Source organism: Methylobacterium sp. WL64 (genome assembly GCF_008039945.1).
Taxonomy (GTDB): Bacteria; Pseudomonadota; Alphaproteobacteria; order Rhizobiales; family Beijerinckiaceae; genus Methylobacterium.
The window spans coordinates 13,541-34,884 of record NZ_VRVA01000058.1; the positions used below are offsets into that span (position 1 = coordinate 13,541).

Annotated in this window: 12 protein-coding genes and 2 pseudogenes; 4 read left to right on the forward strand and 10 right to left on the reverse strand. The window is 65.6% G+C overall.

From position 1 onward, the window contains the following. Window positions 1-107 precede the first annotated feature (107 nt). Together FV242_RS20800 and FV242_RS35640 are read right to left on the reverse strand one after the other, a co-directional pair. Complete coding sequence (locus tag FV242_RS20800; protein ID WP_147940224.1) at window positions 108-1,142, reverse strand: NAD-dependent epimerase/dehydratase family protein; 1,035 nt, start codon at window positions 1,140-1,142, stop codon at window positions 108-110. Next, window positions 1,139-3,796, reverse strand: coding sequence for a DUF563 domain-containing protein (locus FV242_RS35640; RefSeq protein ID WP_246692795.1), 2,658 nt, complete (start codon window positions 3,794-3,796; stop codon window positions 1,139-1,141). Before FV242_RS35640 ends, FV242_RS20800 begins: the two co-directional genes overlap by 4 nt. Before the next feature lie 264 nt (window positions 3,797-4,060). Here FV242_RS35640 and FV242_RS20815 point away from each other — a divergent pair, with 264 nt between their 5' ends. The 4 genes from FV242_RS20815 to FV242_RS20830 all read left to right on the forward strand — a co-directional run bounded on the left by FV242_RS20815 (window position 4,061) and on the right by FV242_RS20830 (window position 9,560). Continuing rightward, window positions 4,061-4,720, forward strand: a complete 660-nt coding sequence (locus FV242_RS20815) for an acetyltransferase (RefSeq protein ID WP_147940225.1) — start codon at window positions 4,061-4,063, stop codon at window positions 4,718-4,720. Window positions 4,721-4,847: 127 nt separating this feature from the next. Then, entirely contained in the window at window positions 4,848-5,957 is a 1,110-nt protein-coding gene (locus tag FV242_RS20820) for a DegT/DnrJ/EryC1/StrS aminotransferase family protein (RefSeq protein WP_147940226.1), read from the forward strand. Between the two features lie 27 nt (window positions 5,958-5,984). Continuing rightward, complete coding sequence (locus tag FV242_RS20825) at window positions 5,985-7,763, forward strand: DUF563 domain-containing protein (protein WP_147940227.1); 1,779 nt, start codon at window positions 5,985-5,987, stop codon at window positions 7,761-7,763. Between the two features lie 27 nt (window positions 7,764-7,790). Beyond that, a complete protein-coding gene (locus FV242_RS20830) occupies window positions 7,791-9,560 on the forward strand; it encodes a glycosyltransferase family 61 protein (RefSeq protein WP_147940228.1) in 1,770 nt (589 codons plus the stop codon). 27 nt (window positions 9,561-9,587) lie between these two features. Here the strand turns inward: FV242_RS20830 and FV242_RS20835 are convergent, their stop codons facing one another. The 8 genes and pseudogenes from FV242_RS20835 to FV242_RS20875 form a co-directional block, all read right to left on the reverse strand. Next, the gene (locus FV242_RS20835) at window positions 9,588-13,397 is read right to left on the reverse strand and encodes a rhamnan synthesis F family protein (protein ID WP_147940229.1); all 3,810 of its coding nucleotides are present in this window, start codon (window positions 13,395-13,397) and stop codon (window positions 9,588-9,590) included. A 1,012-nt stretch (window positions 13,398-14,409) separates the two neighbouring features. Continuing rightward, entirely contained in the window at window positions 14,410-15,171 is a 762-nt protein-coding gene (locus tag FV242_RS20845) for a bifunctional 2-polyprenyl-6-hydroxyphenol methylase/3-demethylubiquinol 3-O-methyltransferase UbiG (protein WP_147940230.1), read from the reverse strand. Between the two features lie 320 nt (window positions 15,172-15,491). Continuing rightward, window positions 15,492-16,406: a ferritin-like domain-containing protein gene (locus tag FV242_RS20850; RefSeq protein ID WP_147940231.1), complete on the reverse strand. Its 915-nt coding sequence runs from the start codon at window positions 16,404-16,406 to the stop codon at window positions 15,492-15,494. A 9-nt stretch (window positions 16,407-16,415) separates the two neighbouring features. Further along, the gene (locus FV242_RS20855) at window positions 16,416-16,634 is read right to left on the reverse strand and encodes a hypothetical protein (protein WP_147940232.1); all 219 of its coding nucleotides are present in this window, start codon (window positions 16,632-16,634) and stop codon (window positions 16,416-16,418) included. 241 nt (window positions 16,635-16,875) lie between these two features. After that, window positions 16,876-17,972, reverse strand: a pseudogene (locus tag FV242_RS20860) (IS630 family transposase). A gap of 500 nt (window positions 17,973-18,472) precedes the next feature. Then, on the reverse strand, window positions 18,473-18,940 hold the full coding sequence (locus tag FV242_RS20865) for a prepilin peptidase (RefSeq protein ID WP_187278493.1): 468 nt from the start codon (window positions 18,938-18,940) through the stop codon (window positions 18,473-18,475). A gap of 376 nt (window positions 18,941-19,316) precedes the next feature. Then, window positions 19,317-20,678, reverse strand: coding sequence for a type II and III secretion system protein family protein (locus FV242_RS20870; RefSeq protein WP_187278494.1), 1,362 nt, complete (start codon window positions 20,676-20,678; stop codon window positions 19,317-19,319). 557 nt (window positions 20,679-21,235) lie between these two features. Continuing rightward, window positions 21,236-21,344, reverse strand: a pseudogene (locus FV242_RS20875) (IS110 family transposase); the annotation flags it as partial.

Consider the following 21,344-nt stretch of genomic DNA (forward strand, 5'->3'; position numbering starts at 1 on the left):
GCCCTGTCGGCGAGAAACATGGCCGCTCCGGGGCGGAGCGCGAAATACCTGGCCGGGCGACGATCGGCTGTGCCGCCGAGCACGGCGACTCTCGGGCTTTGACGGCCTCAGCGGGCCAGGTTCGACAGCGCGCCGTCCCCGCGCGCCTCCGCCAGATGAGCCCGCATCCAGTCGATCGTACCGGTGAGCCCGTCGCGCAGGGCGACCCGGGGCCGCCAGCCGAGTTCGGATCGAATCAGCGTGGTGTCGAGCACGTTGGCCGGCACGTCGGCCGCGCGGCTCGCCTTGTACACGCAGGGCAGGCGCTCGCGCCCGAAGACCCGCTCCAGTTCGGCGATGATCTGGTTGACGCTCAGGCCCGCACCGCTGCCGACATTCATCACCTTGTGCGGCCCGTCATACGGGATGGCGGCCAGGAAGGCATCGCTCACATCGTCGATGTGCAGGAAGTCGCGCACGACCTCGCCGGTGCCCCAGACTTCCAGCGGCAGGTCCGCGAGCACGCGGTGGATGTAGCTCCCGATCAAGCCCTGGTGCCTGTTGCCGAGCTGGAACCGGCCATACGGGTTGGCGATCCGCAGGATCTGGTAATCGATCCCGTGAAGATGCCGGTACAGGTAGAGCGACTTCTCGATCATCAGCTTGCTGATGCCGTAGGCCGAGATCGGGTCGGTGGGCGCCCGCTCCGGGATCGGGGTGGCGCGCGGGATCCCGTAGATCGCCCCCCCGGAGGATGCGAACACGACCTTCTTGATCCGGGCCGAGCGGCAGATTTCAAGCAGGTGCAGGGTGGCGATCGGGGCAGCGGCGAGTTCCGCGGACGGGTCGCGGTTCGAGCTCTCGGGGATCGATCCGGCGATCAGGTGGAAGACAATGTCCTGACGCTCGACCGCGTTGGCGATGCCGAGCCGATCGGAGAACTGGCCGGTCACCCGGGCGACGCGCCGGTCGAGAACCTCGGCTTGCGTATGGCTGCGGCTGAAGCAGGTGACCTCGGCGCCGGCTTGCGCCAGGCGGTTACACAGGTTCAGGCCCAGGAAGCCGGCACCGCCCAGCACGAGGCAGCGGGCCCCCGCGAGGGCCGAAGCGCCGGCTCCGGTTGGATCGATCGGCGCCCCGTCAAATCCTTGGCCGCCGCTCATGGTCGGAGTTCGGCGCTTAGGTGCATCGATGCCGGGGCTGCCGGCGCCTCGGGCCCGGCCGAGTCCGCGTCTCGCGCTTCGATCAAGCGCTCGACCAGGGCGAGGGCGGATTGCTCAAGCGCACGGCGCGTCGGCTCCAGCGGCGCCTTCCCGTAGGCCCGGGTCGCCGCGTAGGCGGCCGCATAGGCCGCATCCCAGCCAGCGGCGAGGATCGGCGGCCCGGCCTCCTCCAAGGCGTCCCGGACGGTGATCCAGGCGGCCTGCTGGGTGGCATCCCAGGCCGCGGTCCGGACCGCGGAGCCGGTCTGCCGCAGGGTGAGGTTGGCGACCGCGGCCCGCTTGCGCGCACGCTTCAGGTGATCGCACAGGGAGGTGAGATCGGCGACGTCGGTGAGTTCGGCCAGGTCGGCCAGCTCGTCGGCCTCGACGTTCAGCTTGGCCAGGCGGAACCAGGCCGGCGCGTGGCTGCGCACGAGCCAATCGGCGACCATCGCGATGCGCCGGCGCTCCAAGGCCTCCGAGCCACGCGTGCCGACGAGACGCGGGACGAGCGGGAGAATCAGGCTATCACGCTCCGCCTGCGGCAGGCCATCGCTCCAGGTCCGGACGAAGGCGGAGATGCTGGGCGAGGCGCAGGCGGGCTGATCGGAATGGCGTTCCCCAGCGAGGTAGGCCACCGCCTCCAGGGCGCACAGGCCCTGGTCCGGGCTCGCGTGCGGACCGGCCGCCAGGGTTGTGATGCGTGCGCGGCGCGCGGGGTCTACCCGCACAGGCTCCCCACGGGCCGGCGACTGAAGCACGCCGTCATCCGGCACGCGGATGGGATGGCTGTCCGGGTCCGAGAGCGTGAAGCCGGTGGGCGTGCCGGACGCGACCTCGTTCTCCAAGGCGGCGACCGCGGCAGCGACCTTCCCTGGATCGACGGTGTAGCTCACGTGGAAGGCGTGCACGCCCGGGCGGTGGAGGGTCCGGCCGCGCAGGAACAGGATCCGCGCGCCCCCGACCTCGATGTAGCTGGTATAGCCCCGGAAGTTGAAGGCCAGCTCCTCGTGGATCAGGCCGAGGATCCGGCAGCCGGGCCGGCAGAACAGGGCGTTGCTCAGGGCCGAACTCGACGAGCCGACCACCAGGGCGGCCGAGTGGAACGCGTCGACCTGTTCGAGGAACGACATCGTCTCCGGGTAGATCACCTCGAAGCCTAGGGGACGCAGGCGCTCGGCGATCTCCGCCTCGTTCACCAGTGCCCGCTGGGTGAAGGCCTTGCGCGAGATGAACAGGCGCCGATCGGTCCGGTCCGACAGGACCCCGCGCTCCCGCGCGCTCTCGAGGATCCGCTTGCGCACCGCCGCGAAGATGTCAGCCGGCCAGACCGTGTCGTAGAACGGCAAGCCGGGCTTCATGTCGAACGGGAAGAAGGCCGGCACCGGCGCCATGCCGAGAAGCTCGAATTCGACCGGCTTGGGCGGCAACTTGATCACCGGCCGCTCGCGTGTGTCGAGGAGGCGTAGGATCTCCTCATGCGAGGCCGGCATGTGGTCGTCGATGCAGAGCGGGATCCCGTCCGGGCAACGCGGATCGTTGTAGGCGAGCATGCGCGGTACGAACTCGCAGAACCAGTGCCCGTAGTTCCGGCTCTGCAGGCCGAACATCATGAGCCCGGCCTCGACCGCATGCGCGTCCTCGGGCACTTCCACGAGGGCGCGGGTCGCACCGAACGCGGCCGTCATGATCTGATCCGGGTTGAGACCATCTTGCAGCAGGACGTGCCGGCGACGCGGGTGCGCTGCTAGATCGTAGACGAGCTTGTCGCCAGTGACGACGACGTTGCTGCGCGGGAATGCCCGGCACCCGTCGAGGAACGCGAGATACTGAGCCGGCATGTCGAGCCCGCCCGCTTCGGAGCACAGGGTGGGCGGCGGCTCCCAGAAGCGCAGTTCGGGTGCCGCGATGCGGCGGGCGGGCCGGATTTCGGTATACCGGACGCCGCCGACCGCCGCGAGAGCCTTCACGGAGACCATGTCGTAGGCGGCCAGCGACCCGGAGCCAGTGACGTGGCGCGTCTGCGCGTGGAGGGCGATCGCTTCATCGAAGCGGCCAGCCTCCAGCAGTGCATCGAGCCTCAGGCGGCGCAGGTTCTTCACCTTGCGACTGAGCCGGTCGCCGTCTTCGGTGGTCACGCCCGCATCGCCACCATTCAGATCATAGGCCAGGCGATAGCATTGCAGACACGGCCCGGGCTCGTTCCGGCACTCGTGAGCCCAACCGAGCCGCAGCAAGGTGGTGACGCCGTCCTGAATCACCGCCGACGCATCGCTTTCGGCGCGAAGGCGGGCGGCGTACGCGCTGGCCTCGTCGAAGCGGCCGCGACCGCACAGGTCGCGCAGGCGCGCGATGGCGGCGGCTCTCGTCCAGCGCTCGCGGCCGTCGGGGACAAGAGATCCAATCAGCTCGTAGATGTCTGCAGCGGCACCGAGATGATCATTGCCCTCGAGGCGGAACGCGAGCGCCCCGAGGTGCCGCCGCATCGCAGCGCTCTCGGCGCCCGTGCGGTCCGCAGGGGCCACGCGGGCACGCAGGTGTTCGACCATGTCCGAGGCATTGTCGGCAGTCACCGTCCGGATCAGGGCGATGAAAGTCTCCGTCGGCCTCTTCATCTGTTCCGCGCCTTGCACGCACTCGCTCATCGGGCTGCCCAACCGCGCGCGGTGTACTGGAACCGACACTCCGTGACGAGGCTCCCGGAGCTGGGGCGAAAAAGGTATCGGCCGGAGCTGTCGCCGACGCTGGAGGGCCCGCAGGGACTCGTGTAGGGCAGGGCGCCGGACAAGCTAGGGATTCCCGCGCATGGACGATCACCTGGGCGACAGGCCGTCAGCTGGATCGGGTCGAGCCCCGGGGCGGTCACGGATACCGGCGCGATGACCATTCGTCTCGTCCTGTATGGAGCCGGCGCACTCGCACGCGAGATCGTCGACACGCTGAAGCGCCTGAACGCACACGAGACCGCGATCGAGCTGCAGGCGAGCATCGTCGATCCCGGTATCGACGCGCCAGAGACCTTCCGCGGAAAGCCGGTGGTCCGGGATATCCGCACCTTCGCGGGCGATGACAGCCTGCGCTTCGTCGTAGCCCTCGGCGAGCCTGGACCCCGAGCCCGGGCCGTGGCGCATCTCCGAACCGAAATCGGTGCGGAGTTTGGCACGATCATCGATCCTGGCGTGCTAATCGGCGCCAGCAGTCGCATCGGCGTGGGCACGGTGATCCTCGGCCAGTCCACCATCACCGCCGATGCGCGGTTGGGGGAGCACGTGCTGGTCAATCCGGGCTGCACGGTCGCGCATGACAACGTGCTGGAGGATTTCGCCACACTGAGCCCCGGCGTCCACTTAGCCGGCCATGTCCAGGTCGGGGAGGGGGCGTTCCTCGGAACGGGCGCCTGCGTGATCCCGAAGATCCGGATCGACGCGCACGCCCTGGTCGGGGCCGGCGCCGTCGTGATCCGGAACGTGGCGCCGGGCCAGACGGTGTTCGGCAATCCCGCTCGCCCGTTGCCGACCCGGCCCCTGCGACACGCCTGAGGGGAGGGGCGCCAATCCCCCCCTGAGCCGGCGCCTTCCGCGGCCGCGTCCGTCCATGTATAGCGTGCGCCGTCACCGGACATGCGGATAGGATGGTGGCGGCCGACAGCCAGGACGTGTCTCGACGATGATCCCCGTGCTCATTCCCAGCCTGCCGGAGACGGACGCGATCGTCCCGTATCTCCGCCGGATCGATCAGACGCACACCTACAGCAATTACGGGCCGCTCTCTCGCGAATTCACGGCCAAGCTCTGCGCCTTCGTCTCGGAGCGTGCCGGCGGCGCGCCGGTCGCCGCGACGATCACCGGCAACGGCACCAGCGCCATCGAGCTCGCCCTGCGCTACCGCATTGCCGGTCGCACCGGCCGGCTCTGCCTGATGCCGGCCTACACCTTCGTGGCCACTGCGCACGCGGCGGTGAATGTCGGCTTGGAGCCGTTCTTCGCCGACGTGGATCCCGAGACCCTGTCGCTGACGCCGGCCATCGCCGAGCGGGCGCTTGCGATGGCGGAGGGGGATGTCGCGGCCGTCGTGGTGGTCAGTCCGTTCGGGGCGCCGATCGATATCGTTGCCTGGGAGGCGTTCGAAGCGACGCACGGGATCCCGGTGGTGTTCGACGCCGCCGCCGCCACGCTCAACCTGCGCCGGGTCCGCGCGCAGCCGATCTGCGTCAGCCTGCACGCCACCAAGGCGCTCGGGATCGGGGAGGGTGGGGCGATCCTCACCACCGACACAGCCTTGGTGGAGCAGACCACCGCGATGACCGGGTTCGGCTTCACGACGACCAGCCGGGTCTCGGAGGTGCGCGGCGGCAATTACCGGATCTCCGAATACGCAGCCGCCGTAGGTCTTGCGGTGTTCGACGGCCTGGAGGCCCGCATCCGGCAGTTGCGCGAGGCGTCCCTGGCCTATGTCGAGGGTTTTGATCGGATCGGCGTGCGGATGCAGCCTGGCTTCGGCGCAGACTGGCTGACCATGACGGTCAACGCGCTGTTCGAGCCCGCCGCCGCCAAGGCGGTGACAGAAGGCTTCGACGCCGCCGGGATCCAGTGGCGGCGCTGGTACGGCACCGGCTGCCAGACGCATCCCGCCTTCGCCACATGCCGGCACGACGGTCTGGCGCGGACCGAGAGCGTCGCCGCCGGCGCCATCGGGCTGCCGTTCTTCCCAGCGATCACCCGGGAGCAGATCGCCGAGGTCTGCGGCTGCACGGAGCGGGCCCTGGCGGCCCGCTAGGCGCGCGAGAGGGAACGGTCGAGGACGATGCAGGCGGACTTTCGACGCATCCTGACGCAGGCCCATCGGTCGAACGGCACGGCCGCGCTCGACGCGATCGAGGGCGCCCTCGCCACCGTGACGGATGACCGGGCCGAGACCGCCGCGCAGCACCTCGCGACCCTGGGCTTCCGGTTCCAGGGCGAGGACAGCCTCGACCTCGCCGCCCGCGCCTACGCGCTGGCGGCCCGGACCTCCCGATCCCACACCGCCCAGTACCATCTGGCCGCCATCCGAACGCGCATCGTCGACCTGTGCCGGCGCCAGGCCTTCGACGCCGTGGACGGCCTCCTGGAGGAGTTGCGGCAGGCCAAGGCCGCAGCAGGGGACCGCGGGCCGAACGACCCGTCGCTGATCCACATCGCCTGGGATTACGAACTCGCCGGGGATGCCGAGGGCGCGGTGCGCAGCTACCTGCTCGCCCGGATCGCCCGGGACCAGTTGGGCGCTCAGGCGCTGACGATCGACGGCGACACGCTCGAGCGCAAGATCCGCAACCTGCGCATCCTGCAAATGACCGCGCTCGCTGAACACAGCCGGCACGAGGAGGCCCAAGCGCTGCACGAACGGACGCGCCACGTCCTCGGGCTCGAACCGCTGCAGATCTACGACATCGTCTCCGCCCGTCAGGCCGCCACCGAAGGCGAGGGCGAGGGCGAATATAAAGAGATGCTCGGCCCCCGCCGGATCGCGGAGCCGGAGATCCGCTTCCTCGAAGGTCCGGTAGCACTGACTTCCGATTGCGGCACCCTGGACGCCCCGCCGCAATACGTCGCCCGGTTCAAGGACTGCCTGACCTTCCCGCGCAGCAACATCGTGCTCCAGGGCAACCGCCTGATCTACGACCTCGCCGCGCACCCGGACAGCGGCGTCGCGGACATCAAGGATGGGAAGAACGCCGATCAGATCATGACGGCCGTCTACGGGGCCGGGCGCGCCCTCGTTGAGGAGCCGGCCGAGACGCAAACCCTGGATGCCGGCCTGATGATGTTCGGGCTCCAGAGCAAGAACTACGGCCACTGGCTGCTCGAGTTCGTGCCGCGGATGCTGTGGTTCAACGATCCCGCCTGTCCCGCGGGCTTCCCGATCTGCATCGACGACCACATGCCGGAGACGCATCGGCAGATCGTGGAACTGCTCGACGCGCGCGAGAGACCGATCCTGCCTCTTCCGGCGCAGGCGGTCCGCTTCAAGGAACTCGGCGTCGCCCCGGTCCCGACCTTCTTCCCATTCGACGCGCGACCGGGTGTGCCGGTCTACGACTCGGTCTGGCCGAAGGATGTCCTGGGAGGCATGCGGCGCGCCGTGCTCGACAAACTCGCAGCGCGCGGTGTGGATCTGCGTTCCACCGGGCGGCGCATCTTCCTCTCACGGAAGGGCTTCGTTCAGCGCCAGCTCGTCAACGAATCGGAGATCATCGACGTTCTGGCGCGCCGCGGATTCGAGGTCGTGTATCCAGAGAAGCTATCGTTCGTCGAGCAGATCGCCCTGTATCACGCGGCCGACGTGATTGTCGGCTCCGCGAGTTCGGCCCTGACGAACTGCATCTTCTGCAACGACAACGCCCGCGTCGTCGCGCTGATCCACGAGAACCGGTCGTTCAACTTCCGCGGCTACACCAGCATGATCGAATCGAGCGGCGCGAAGGTCCTCTTCATTCGAGGTTCGACGGTCCCGAGCGACAACGCGCACCCGTTCCACGTCAACTACACGGTCACGCCCGGACAGGTTTTGCGCGGCCTGGAGAGCGTGGGCGTCGGCCTGTAGCTCTCAGGTTCTGGAGACGGGAGCGCCATGCGGCCGACGGCGACCTTCATCGACCTGATCCGATCGATCGACAGCGGCAATGCCACGACCAAGCTTGAGACGCTGGCCGCCCTGCTCAGCGCGGAGCCGCCCCCTAGGTCACGCGCAGCCGCGACCTTGCGGCACGTTGAGGCGCTCGGGTTCCGGCTCGAAGGCGGTGCGCGGTTCGGGGATGCCGCCCATGCCTACGAACTCGCCGCCTCGATCGACCCGCGGGATCCTCAGCGCTGGCGCATGATCGCCGCGACGGCGCGCCTGCGCGACTTCGTCGAGCACGAGTGCTGGGACGAGGCGGCGGCGTTCATCGCCGAGATCAGGAGCCGCGGAGAAACGGAGGCGGCCCTGCGCGAGTCCGCCAGGACGCTGCTGCAGGTCGGTTGGGATCACGAGTGCCGCGGCCGGGCCGAACCCGCCGTCCAGTGCTACCGCCTCGCCTTCGCGCTCAACGGCGGCGATGCCGGCCTCTCGACCGGGGACGGTCACAGCCTCAGCGCCAAGATCCGGAACCTGCGCATCCTGCAGATGAACGCCTTTGCGGAGGCGGGCCACTACGAAGAGGCCGCGGCTTTGCACGAGAGCACGCGGGCGATCGCCGGTTTCGGCCCCATCGGCATCTATGAGATCGTCTCGGCCCGACAGGCCGCCGACGCCGGGCACGGGCGCTATCGCGAACTGCTGGCCGGCCGCACCATCGCCGAGCCCGAGGTGAAATTCCTCGGGGGCTCGATCGCGCTGACCTCCCGGGCGGGGTCGCTCGACGCCCCCCCGCAATACGTCGCGCTGTTCAAGGACTGCCTGACTTTCCCGCGCAGCAACGTGGTGCTGCACGGGGAGCGCCTGATCTACGATCTGGCGGTCCATCCGCTCAGCGGCCTCGCCGACATCAAGGACGGGGTCAATCCCGGCCAGATCATGCTGGCCGTCTGGGGGCCTGGGCGCGCTCTGGTCGAGGCGCCCGCCGAGATCCACGAGATCGACGCCGGCCTGATGCTGTTCGGCTTCCAGAGCCGGCAATACGGACACTGGCTGCTCGAATTCGCGCCGCGGATGCTATGGTTCAACGATCCCGCCTGCCCGGCGGGCCTGCCGCTCTGCATCGACGACCAGATGCCGAACTCCCACCGGCAGATCATCGCGCTCATGGACGAACGCGACCGCCCGGTGCAGGTCCTGCCGCCGGTGGCGACCCGCTTTCGGGAACTCGGCCTCGCCCCGGTGCCGACCTTCTACCCGTTCGACACGCGGCCGGGCCTGCCGACCTACGACGCAATCTGGCCGAGCGACGTGCTGGCCGCCATGCGGGGCAAGATCCTGGAACGGCTCGCCGCGCAAGGCGGCGACCTGCGGCGGACGGGCCGGCGCATCCTCCTGTCCCGGCGCGGCTTCACGCAGCGTCGGCTGGTCAATGAAGCGGAGATCGCGGACGCCCTGCAGCCTCACGGCTTCGAAGTGATCCAGCCCGAACATTACACCTTCGCCGAGCAGGTCGAGATCTATCACGCCGCCGACATCGTCGTCGGGTCGGCGAGTTCCGCCCTGATCAACGGCCTGTTCTGCCGCCCGGGCGCGAAGGTCATCGCCCTGACCCACGACAACCCGGCCTTCTATTTCCGGGGCTTCACCAGCCTAATCGAGTCGAGCGGGGCGCGCCTCCTGTTCGTCCGCGGCCATGCCGTGCAGACGGAAGGGCTCCATCCGATGCACGCGGATTACGCGGCCTCGCCCGCGGCGATCCTGCAAGCCCTCGCCGCATTCTGAGCGGCCCCGGCCGGCAGGCCGCCGCAGCTACACGGTCGCATAGACCTTATGGAGCGGGAAGCCGCAGAAATCGTCCTCCACGCCGAGCTTACCGATCGGTTCCGAGGGCGTCGCGATCTGGCCTTCCATCAGCATGCGCAAGAGTTCCTGCGGTGCCATCAGGGGGATCTCGGCCCGCAGCAGCTCCGGCCCGTAGAGGTCGAGGGTCTCGATCACGTACTGCTCGGCGCCGGCATGCAGCTCGGCCAGGATGGCGTGCTCCTCCGGCGTCCGCGGATCCGTCTTGAACAGCGGCTCGATCCGATCGCCCGCCGTATCGTAGCCGATCACCTGTCCATGGGCCGCGGTCAGGAAGGCTTCGACGGAGAGGGAGTGGTTCAGCGCGGGCATCGAGGCGGTCAAGGTCGCGACGTTCTCGCACAGGCAGCCGAAGGCGGACCCGCCCTCCGCCGCGACGGCGTTCGCCTTGTCCAGGGCCGCCAGGTAGAACCCAGTCAACGGCCGGCCGAGCGCGGTCTGCATCATCCGCTGGATCGTGGCCGAGTATCCGACATCGACGACGCCGCAGGGGACATCCGGGTCCAACCCCTCCTGCCGAGCGTAGGCCAGGAGGCGCCGGTGCATGTCCGCAGCATGCGCCGCGATCTCTGGCTCGAGGTCGGTCATGATCCGCTCGACAACCTCGACATCCCCCGGAAGCCGCACCGCGATGCGGTCGAGCTCGAGATGCGCCGGGGCCGTGAACCCGGCCCTGTTCCACAGAAGCCCCTGCACGGAGCCCACGTAGCGGCCGGCCGCCGTCACCAGCTCCGGGCGGAACGCCTTCGTGAGGGCGGCGGCGATCGCGGTCTGCCGGGAGACGTGGAAGTAGCGCCCCTCGGGCAGGTGATCCCAGCCGTAGCGCTCCCGGATGAGCCGGTAGATCCTGACGAGGACGTCGCCTTCGCGCGCCAGGAAGTACAGCCGCTCGACCCGGGCCAAGCCTTCGTGGCGGATCAGCCAGGACATGAACAGCAGCATCAGCGGACCGTAGGCGGCGTACCCGATCTCACGGCTCGAGCCGAGAGACAGGTAGGGGGCGGCGGCTCGACCGAGAAACGGATTTCGGCCCAGCTTGAGCATGGCGTGGCCGACGACGAGATCGGCCGGCCACGTCCGCGCGAGATCCCCGTCGTCCCGCACGAACCCACTCTGGGCGAGGATTTTGGCCGGATGGGCGACGTGCAAATAGGGGATGCGGCGATCGCAGGCCGCCTGAATATCCGAGTGCTCGTTGTCGCCGACGTGCAGCCAGCGGGCGCGCGGCAGCGCCTCGGCCTCCTCGACGTGGCGCCACAGGTCGCCCCGGTCCTTGCGCGCGCCCACCGCGTTCGACACGTAGAGGGCGGCGAAACGGTCGGCGATCCCGGCACCGTTGAGGATCGCGCGGATGTCGGCCTCCTCGTAATAGGTGTCCGTCATCAGGACGATCCGTTTGCCGAGCGCGTGCGCCGCTTCGAGGATCGCGATGACCTCCGTGCGCGGGCGCAGGGCGGCGAGGTCGATCCGCTCCTCGAGGGCGTGCGCCCGCGCGACCACGTCGCCCGGGATCGGCCCCGAGGCGGCAAGCTCCACGTAGATCTCCGACAGGTTGACGTCGCCTTGATGATGCTTGCGGGCGCGTACCCGGTTCTCGGCGGCGCGGCGCTCGACGAAGAGCGGGATTGGCCGGCCGGCCTCCGACGAAATCTGGTGCTCGACGAGCTTGAGCACCGCATCCGGGCGCCGGGCTGGACGGCTCACGAGGGTGTCGAACAGGTCGAACGAGACGAGGTCGACATCCTGCAGCGCCTGCAGCGCCTGGTCCTGGGTGCGAGCGCTGTACTGGTGCCAGTTGCGCGCGCTGCTGTCGTAGCGGGCCAGCCCGCGGTCGTAGTCGAAGCAGACGGCTTTGTAGCCCTGGGACCGGGACACGATGGGGATCGCCCGTTCGATCGCGTGCGCGAGCGTCCCGTCAGTCTGGCCGTGTTCCTCGGGAAAGTCCTCAAGGGTCAATCCGGCGGTCAGGAGCGGGCGCAAGGCGTCGACCCGCGCCCAGAACATGCCGCCGACGGGGTAGTCGAGATACTCGTCGAACCGGTCGTAGCGTAGGCCGAGGCGGTCGAGCAGAGTGTGGCCGGCGCCGACATTGGCGAGCCATGTGTGCGCCCAGTGAGCGACGTACGCGCTGGTTTCTGGGAAGAACAGACCGATCTGGCTGTCCTCCTCCAACAAAGCTAGGGCTATGGCGGCACACGCCGCGTTCGCGAACAGCGCTCGATAGATCTCGTCGCGCCAGCGCGTCTGCTCCGCGCCGCTGAACAGCGATTTCTTGGTGTGGACGTGGAGCACGTAGTCGTAGCGCAGGATGTCGGGCGCGAACACGGTGACGAGCGGCCCAAAGTTGCGCCCGCGATTCTCTGCCAGCACCACACGGCAGCGGCCGGCGAGCCCGGCGCGCTCCGCCGCTGCGTCGAGCGCTATCTTCTTGTCCGGCTGGTCAGTGGAGACCAGCAGGTCGAACTGGGAGATCGCCCGCACGAGGTGGGGCAGGAGCTCTTCGAACACGTCGACGTAGAACGCGTGGATCACGACGACGATGCGCGCGGGCGTGCTCTCAAGCAGGACGATGGGGTGGGTCTCGATCCGCTTTGCGCCTGCACCGTGAGCGACGGAGAGGCGGATGGGCCGCCCCTCCGCGCGTCCACTCATCAGGTAATGAAGCAACGGGTTCGCGCCGGCTTCGGCGACATCGGCGTTGTTGCCGAGATACCACGCCCCGTCGAACAGCGGACCGGGGTTCATCCCGCTAGCCGCACCTTCCCTGAGGTAATGGCGGGCGGCCAGGCTCGGCGACAGATCAGGGACGTGGGTCGCGCGGTACCATTCAGCGTCGAACAGCGCGGAGCCCTCGACCCGCGCCAGCGCCTCCGGATCGGCGAACGGACAGATCGGCCGGCCCTCGGCGCGCCCATCGTTCAGGTAGTGGAGGAGGGGGTTCTGGCCTGCGTCCGCGACATCGGTGCTGGTCCTGAGGTACCACGGCCCGTCGAACAGGGGGCCCGGGCTCAAGCCCCGCGCGGCGCCCTCTTGCAGGTAGTGCCGTGCGGCGTGGCCCGGCACCACGCCGGGGGCCTGCGTCGCGCTGTACCACTCCGCGTTGAACAGATCCGAGCCCGCGATCCGCGCCACCACCTCCGGGTCGGCGACCGGGCAAATCGGACGTCCTTCCGCGCGGCCGCTGTCGAGAAAGTGCAGCAGGGGGTTCAAGCCCGCGGCGGCGACATCGGGGTTGTTGGCGAGGTACCAGGGCCCATCGAACAGCGGGCCAGGGCTCAGGCCCCGAGCGCCACCCTCCTGCAGGTAATGCCGCACGGCTTGGTCCGCTGCCACGCCAGGCGCCTGGGTCTCTCGATACCAGTCCGCATCGAACAGCTCGGAGGCCGCGATCCGTGCCACCACCGCCGGGGCGGCGACCGGGCAGATCAGCCGACCTTCGCAACGTCCGCATTCCAGGTAGTGCAGCAGCGGATTAGACCCCGCGGCGGCGACATCGGCGTTGCTCCGAAGGTACCACGGTCCGTCAAACAGCGGGCCAGGGCTCAGGCCCCGCGCGGCCCCCTCCTGCAGGTAGTGCCGAGCGGCTTCGTCCGGTCCCACGTCAGGCGCTTGGGTCGCCCAGTACCAGTTTGCGTCGAACAGAGGGGAGGCTGTGAGTTGCGCCACTGCCTTTGGGTCGACGTAAGGGTAAGTCTGCCGCCCCTCGGCGCGTCCGTGATTGAGGTAGTGCAGCAGCGGGTTCTGGCCCGCAGTGACCACGTCGGGGTTGTTCGCCAGGTACCAAGGACCGTCAAACAGTATGCTGGGGCTGAGTCCAAGCGCGGCGCCCGTCTGAATGTAGTGCTGTGCAGCTTGATCCGGCACTACGTCGAGCGCTTGGGTTGCTTGGTACCACTCCGCATCGAATAGCTTTGACCCTAAAAGCCTTTGCGCGACCGCGGAGTCACGATTGACGACGAGGATGTTGCGTTGCATCCGACGGAACGAGGTGTGTCGAGCCATGTGAGGGCTTTAAGAGCGAACTTGGTGCGATGAGCAGGGACGCCCTTACGGAAGGCCGACCGCGTGCGGACGTGAGTCGTACAGCAAGGATAGGTCGCTTCGCAAATTCTGGATCAACCGCTGACGCCATCGGCGGTTCTCAACGAAGAGCAAATTAATTCGTCATTAATCTGCCAATTAGGCTGGATGGGCCGTGCTGTATCATTTTTGAACCAAGTGCTAGCGTAACTGGGAATATTACGGTGATTGGCCTGCCTCCATTCGGTGGCCTGGGCTCGAATTCAGTGCAGGGTCATTCATGTCCCAGCCCTCCCGCCGCAACAGGATATGCAGCCGCCGGTAGCCGTAGCGAATCGGGGCGGCGGCCAGCGCCTTCATTCGCATACGCAGCGCCACCTAAGGGTCCGAGCGCTTCCTGTAGCGCTGGGACGAACGGTCAAAACTGGTGGCCAGAAACCTGTGCCCGCAAGTGGTGCCTTCCCTGCCGCCGGTGCTCCGCGCGCCGGAAGGCGACTCCATCCTCCGTCGCGTGCTCCCCGCAGCCGGCGTCGCCTAGGAGGTCTTCTCCGCGGCCGTCAGGAGATGCCCGATATAGCGGTGGCGGCCGCGCCGTTTTCCGAAGCGGTTGTCTTGCCTCGGCGGGGCCGCGGCAACGTCATCAAGGTTGCCGGCCTCGCGCTACTCGATATAGTAGGAGAGTGGCGATGCCGATCATCTCACAGCAATCTGTGGCTGAGCGTGAGCAACGGCTTGGCACGAGGTAGAACCGCTACGGCTTACGAGCCGTGAACAGGATGGCCGGCCCGTTCGGATGATCGGGCTGATCCTCAATCAGGTTTATATCTGACAGTCCAGCGGATGCGAACGCGCTTAACAGGTCCTCCGACGTCAGCCACGCGGCCGTTGCGTCGATACCGCCCCAGTAATTATCAGCTTTAGATCCGTATTGATGTGACCAATAATCGACTTCGATCCCCAGACGCCTAACCCGTTCCGCGGTGAACGCTACGGGATGGCGCTCTGAGTTGTAGACGTGAGTCCAGACAAAGCATGCGTCCGCTGTGTTGGCGATGGCTTCGATCAGTTCAACGGGATCGGCCATGTGGTAGAGCACACCCGAACAGTAAACGAGATCGAAATGCCTGCAATTTTCGTGTAGATAGGCGACGATGTTACCGTGGAGGAACCGCGATCGATTGAGGGCGAGCAATTCTTTCACAACAAGGCATTTCAGCCACGCCTCGGCACTTGCTTCCACACAGGTGACGCTCTCAGCACCCATCTGCTCTAGGACATACGTGTGGGCTGCCTCCAGCGGGCCGATCTCCAGGACATGCATGCCGCAGTAATCGTTTCGGCCTAGTGCCGCCGCCGCGAGTTTCGGGCGAGGATCTTGTGTGAACAATAGATTGGGGCCGGTTCCGTCCACACCGAGCAGTGGACGCAGGTCGCACGCCCAGCGATCACGGAATACGTCCACTGCTGTCTGTGCGGATGGAGCCCGAGCCTCGAAGTTGATCAGATCCGCCATGCTATTCCGCTGCGCTACTAGTCAGTGGCACACGTTTTACATCTCCTTTAGAACAGGCGTCTAGACGGCTAACCTTGAGACGCGATCGCTCTGGCGTCCCGTGCATCCACGCCCGCCCGTCGACATATCGGGGGCGAAAGCCTAAGGGCGAGCGCAGAAGGTCAGCGGGAAATCCCCGAAGGCCGCCGACGAGACAAGTCTAAGCCGGAGTTGTCTCTTCCACCATCGTGTTAGCTCCGCTGTCCCCCATGAACACCGGTCTCGAAGGCTGAACGCGGCGATATCAGTACTCCTATCGCCGCGCTCGAAGGTGCTGATCGCTAGCGCAGATTGCCGTTGAGGCCGTTCGGGAAGAAGCCCGTCCGGTTCCCGTTCGGGTTCAGGTAGACAATGTTGAGCACCTGTTGCGGCGTGCGAGCGAAGACGAGGCCGCGCTGATCCACCGGCGAGAGGTTCGACGAGCCGGCACTACCGATACCCTGGTCGTCATCGCTCGTGCCATCAAGCGAGTCGCGCGCATCCGAGATCTTTTGTGCCTGGGTGTACAGGCCACGGCTGTAGAGGAGCGTGCGGATGATGCCGGCGTGATAGGCCTCGACGGCGAGGATGCTGGCCGCGCCCGCAAGGTTGGCCGGATCCTTGATCAGCGGGGCGGCGCCGTTATAAGCGGTCACGCCGACATCCTCGAAGATGAAGGCCGCGAGCAGGAAGTTCGTATCGTTGGCGAAGGCGTCGAAGGTGTCGTTCGGACCCGCCAGCCCGGCCGCACGCGCCGCGATGGTGAAGGAGAAGTTCAGGTCAATCGCCGGCCGCGCCACCGCGTTGCTGCCAAGGGCTTGCCGCAGGGTGTTGACGTGCGCGCGCTCGTTGCGGGCGATCTCGTTGGCGTAGTTGGCGATGGCTTGGGTCTGGAACTGGACCGCTCGACCACCGGAGACGGCGCCGACTGTCCCGGCACCAGCGACTTCGGCGTCGCTCAAGCCCTGCCCGACCGAGGCGCGCAGGTAGAATTCGGCTTCGAGGTATTCGAGGTTGAGGGCAAAATTGAAGATGTCGGCGTCAGTCACAGACTGAGCGAGAGCGGGCTTTACGCTGCCGGGGCTAAACAGCGCGGCGCCGACGACGCCGAGGCCGACCGCGCCTAGGAAAGCGCGACGCCCAGCCTCAAGATTGATCTGACGCGGGCGCTCGGCCGAAGCGGTGTGGTCCGTTTTTAGGGCGGTTTCCTCAATCATTTTTGTCTCTCATCTGCATGAAGACGCCATCTTGAAGGGGGCGTCGGCGCTCATACGAGCGGCAAATGAACTAAGTTTCAAGGGAATTAGGATTTTTGATACTCTTTTTTTTAAAATTTTTAAAATCGCCTGCGTAATGCCGCTGCGAGCGACACAGCTGGCTACCGCTTGTTCGAAGGCTGATCCTGTTTTGGGTGTGGCAGTCAGCCGATGCTCGGCATCGCTCACGGTCAGCGTGCGCTGGCGATCCGACCGATCTCGAAGCCGGACTCACTGTGGCCAGCTTACTGGCAACGTGGCAGTGTAGGCTTCCGCGCCCTCCCTCGGCTATGGGAGAGCAAAACCTCGTGCGAGCGCGGAGGTCAGCGGCATCTATTCGCCGACGTACTCAGCCTATGCCAAAGCCCGAAATCGGCGACGACCAAAACCACGTTGAGGCGTCCGGGATGGTGCTGGCGAAGGTATCTCCCTATTGCACTGACTCAGACAGATGGTTCAGGGGATCGGCTGACGGCGGTGAGGATATCGGTCTCACGGGCTTTGTTCAGACGAAAGGTCTGGCGCGCTGGTTGTGCTCGGCGATGTAGCGTTTGACGGCCACCTGCAGATCGACGACGCCGGTGAAGGAGCCTCGCTGCAGCCGACGACGGGTCAGCGCTGAGAAGAAGCCCTCGACGGCGTTGAGCCACGAGGCCGAAGTCAGGGTGAAATAAAACGTGAAGCCGCGGGTGCCGGGCGAGCCAGGTGCGCACCTCCGGATGTTTGTGGGTGGCGACGTTGTCAAGGATCGCATGGATCGCCTTGCCGGACAGGACAGCAACCTCGACGGCGTTGAAGAACCGGATGAACTCACTGTTCCGGTGGCGCTGCATGCCGCGGCCGAGTACGGTGCCCGCCAAGACGTCGAGGGCCGCAAACAGCGTCGTGGTGCCGTGACGGGTATAGTCGTGGGTCTGGGCGGCGGGATGGCCGGGGCAAGCGAGCAGTCGGGGCGGGTCCGCTTCAGCGCCTGGATCTGGCACTCCTCAATTCTGAGCTTGTCGAAGGATCGTCGATGGATAGCACCACCGCTTGGGCAGGTGGGGCCATGTAGAGGCCGACGACATCCTCGACTTTGGCAGCGGAGGCGGGGTAGCGCGAGCGCTTGAACTTTTGCAACCGATGCGGCTGGAGGCGGTGAGCGTCCCAGATCCGCTGCACGGCCCGCAACGAAATCCCAACCGCCCGAGCTACGGCACGTCCGGTCCAGTGGGTGACCTCGCCCGGCGGCTCTGAGCAGGTCAGCGCCAGTACCTAGGCCACCGTCTCGGTTGAATGAGGCGGCGTGCCGGGCGGACGCGTCTTGTCGCGCAGCAGACCTTCGACACCCGCCTTGGCGTAGCGCCGCTGCCAGCGCCACACGGCTCGGCGGCTGACGCCCGCCCGCCGGGCGACGTCCTGGACACTCAAGCGCTCGGCCGAAAGCAGGATGATGCGGGCGCGCTGGGTATGTTTGAGCGGGCGGGAGATCGCATCCAGCCGTGCCGCGTCGCTCGCATCAAGAAGCACACAGACCGTCTGAGCCATGGCCCAGACTCGCACGTCTCATCGTACGCGTGAATCCTCCGTTCGCGTCCCTGCACTAGGAACCGTCGCAGCTCGCGAATTTGCTGCTAAGCGGCACGAAGCTCAGTGGCTGCGAATCTTCACCGGCACCGGCGGTAGCCGTCGACGCACCGTGCTCCATCAGCCGACCACCCGTGTTCAGTCAGTTGCCGTTCAGCCCATCGCGACGACGAATGAGATGGACCGGCTAAGCAGGCGTATCTCTCTATAGAGACTCAGTTACTTCTCCATGCTCCAGTGATGGCGGCACTAGACGGCCGCGACCATCTCAATCTATTCGCCGTGTTGCAGTTCGTCAGAAGCCACTACCAACAATATTATAGGCAAATATCTCACAAAAAAAATTCATTTGATCATTCAATGCGCATTGTGGGAAATACTGAACAGTTTTAACTTAAATATGAAGCGACGAAGATCTTAAAATATGAATGACTTGATTTACAGCATCGATAAAAGTGGTATTAGAGAAAAGAATACGACAACCATAAAGTGGCGATCCAGGCCGCACTAACACAAGGCGCCAGCGGAATACGCAAACTATCGTTGAGCCGACGACTTGGAAAGTCGCAAAAGCGCGCACCGATAGCGTACGCGATGACCGCTACGAGTAGAAGAAGAGCAAAAGTAAGCATATGCTCTGGCCCTAGCCACAGCAGGGCGATCGAGAGGAGTTTAGCATCACCTCCACCAATTACTCTCACCGCAAAAGCACAGAACAGAACGATTAAAGCTACAAGAGACAGCAGCGCATGCGAAATAAGGAGGCTGAGCCGGTCAGAGGCCAGACAGACCACAACGAAACTGGCACTAAGCCCAATGATAGCTTTATTGGACACCCGAAAATTGAGAAGATCTTCTCTTGCAATCCAGATCAGCGCAGCTATCAACACGACGGTGATAAAGCAATCAAGATATATTGCTGAAAACACAGACAATCTCACCGCGATGACAACGGCGCACTCGCAGGCGTACTCGATGATCCGATTGGCAACGGGGGTACAATCAAGGCGTTCTGCTGACCGGTACCAGGGTTGCGGTAGCGCTCCATCGCATGTTGGAGCCGCTCGCCGTTCACACTCGACTCCACCGTACGTGCATGAGGCGGCCAAGGATCAAGGACCTGCATGGCTGCGTTCGTGTGAACAGCATCGCCAGACCCAATCGTCAACGTATCGCGGCGCGCGAGGTAGTCCTGACATCCACCAAAGCTTGAGCAAAGCAAGGCCAGGCAAGCTGTCAATAAAATCCTGTCAACGCGACATGGCATTGCAGACGGCGAAGTGTGCTCCAGCATAGCTCTCAGCCTCAACGGAGGACGGTCGAGGGTGCTTCGCCAGGTGGCGCCGGAATTATATGGCCGTGCGGTCCTATGGCCCCGCCGCGCGCTGTTACAAAAGTTCGCGTATCACGGGCGATCTCAGTTTTACCATCTACAAAAAAATCTACATCGTTGGCTGGAAGCGTGGTGTCCAGTGGCGAGCTTAAAACTTCGCCTGGTTTTGTTGGTTTGACGAGTGCTGGCGTTACGATCACCACCAGCTCCGTCTCGTTGTCTTGGAAGGACGGACTACGGAAGAGCACACCCAGGACAGGGATCGAACCGAGCCACGGCAGTTGCTCAACGGTACGAGTAGATTGCGTCTGAAGCAGCCCAGCTATGGCGAAGCTCTGTCCGTCTCGCAATTCCACGTTGGTACGGGCTCGTCTCTTGCTCAAACCCGGTACTGAGACGCCGCCGCCCACAGCCACGGATAACGTCGGATCAATCTGACTTACTTCTGGTTCAAGCTGAAGGTTGACAGTGCCGTTGCGCAGCACCGTCGGCGTGAAGGCGAGCCTCACGCCAAACTCCTTGTAGGAGACAGTGACCTGAGGTGAGCCGTTGAATGTCTGGTTAGCCACAGGAATCGGGTACTCGCCGCCTGCCAAGAACTCAGCACGCTCGCCCGATTGCGCGATCAGGTTCGGCTCGGCCAACCGTCGCAGCAGGCCTCGGGTCTCAAGGGCACTTATGAAAAGATCGAGTTGGCTTGATGACCCGCCAAAGCGTTGGACGACGGTGGCGAACGGCTGCGCGCCGGTCGTTGCTGCCGCTACCGCGGTACCGACAACGCCGGAGAGTAAGCCAGTCCCAGGGCTTTGGACGCTAGTCGCAGGGGAGATGCCACCGAAGGCGCCGACGCTCGTTAGAGTTCGCCCCCCCCCAAATTCAAAGCGCGCGCCGATTTCGCGTCCGGCAGTGCGGCTGACTTCCACAAAGCGCACCTTCAACATAACCTGCTGAGGCGACTTCACGCGGGTGAGATTGATGGTTCCAGGCGGCGCCACCTGCATCGCCCGATCGACTGTCGGCGCATCGTTAGCGACTCCCCTTAAAACGAGCCGATCGCCTTGACTCCCCATCGACAATCCGCTCTCGCCAGTGCTCTGCCGAACCTGCGACTGGAACGCCTCCACATCAGGTCGAACTTCGATGTCGACGAGACCGACCAAGCGTTTTTCGGAGTCAATCAGCGAAACGTTGGTCGTACCGACCCGCTTGCCTAAGAGATAGATCGTTCGGTCGCTAATCGGGACGACGTCGGCGATCTCGGAAGAGCCCACGAGCACGTCGGCGAACGCACCCGTCACCTTGAACGTTTGCGACTTGTTGATGGTCAGCTTCACGTGACTCACGGTGGCATTGCCCGCTCGCGCAAGCGGGCGCAACTGCGCCGACGCTGGCTGGGCCAGAGTAAAGCACGTCAGCAGGCACAAAAAGAGTCTGCGAGCCGCTGGAGCTTCGTGCATCTTCATCGCGGCTCGTCCCTTTGTTAGGGTGATGTTAACGACTCAGTCGGACCGCGGACAAGTGGCGCGGCGTTCGCCGTTCTCAGAAGGCCAGCCCGTGCGGCCAAAACGACACGCAAGCGGTCGGCTCGGGGCTTGTCTCGCATCCACCTCCCCGATGAGACGAGAATAGCTGCCGGCAGCGCCGGCGCTCCCGTCATGCGCCGATCACAGCAAGTCACTCTCGTCGCCCCGGTCGTGGTTCATGAAGCGCAGCGTTTGACCTCATCGCGGTATAATTCAGCCACCCATTTGGCTCGGTTCGGCGGCCCCGTCAGGGCTAGGTGTTTGATCCCGCGGTGTGGTGGTACGGTTGACCACCATGCTGCGAGGGATGCGCTATGGGCCAGGTTCTCCATGGAAGCGCCACCACGACGGAGCGGCTGTGTTGAAGGTCAAGCGGTGATCGACCGCCAGGGCGTGCGGTCGCGAACGATGGCGTTGAGCGTCACCAGGAGCTTTCGCATCACGGCGACGAGGGCGACCTTCTTCGGCCGACCTCGC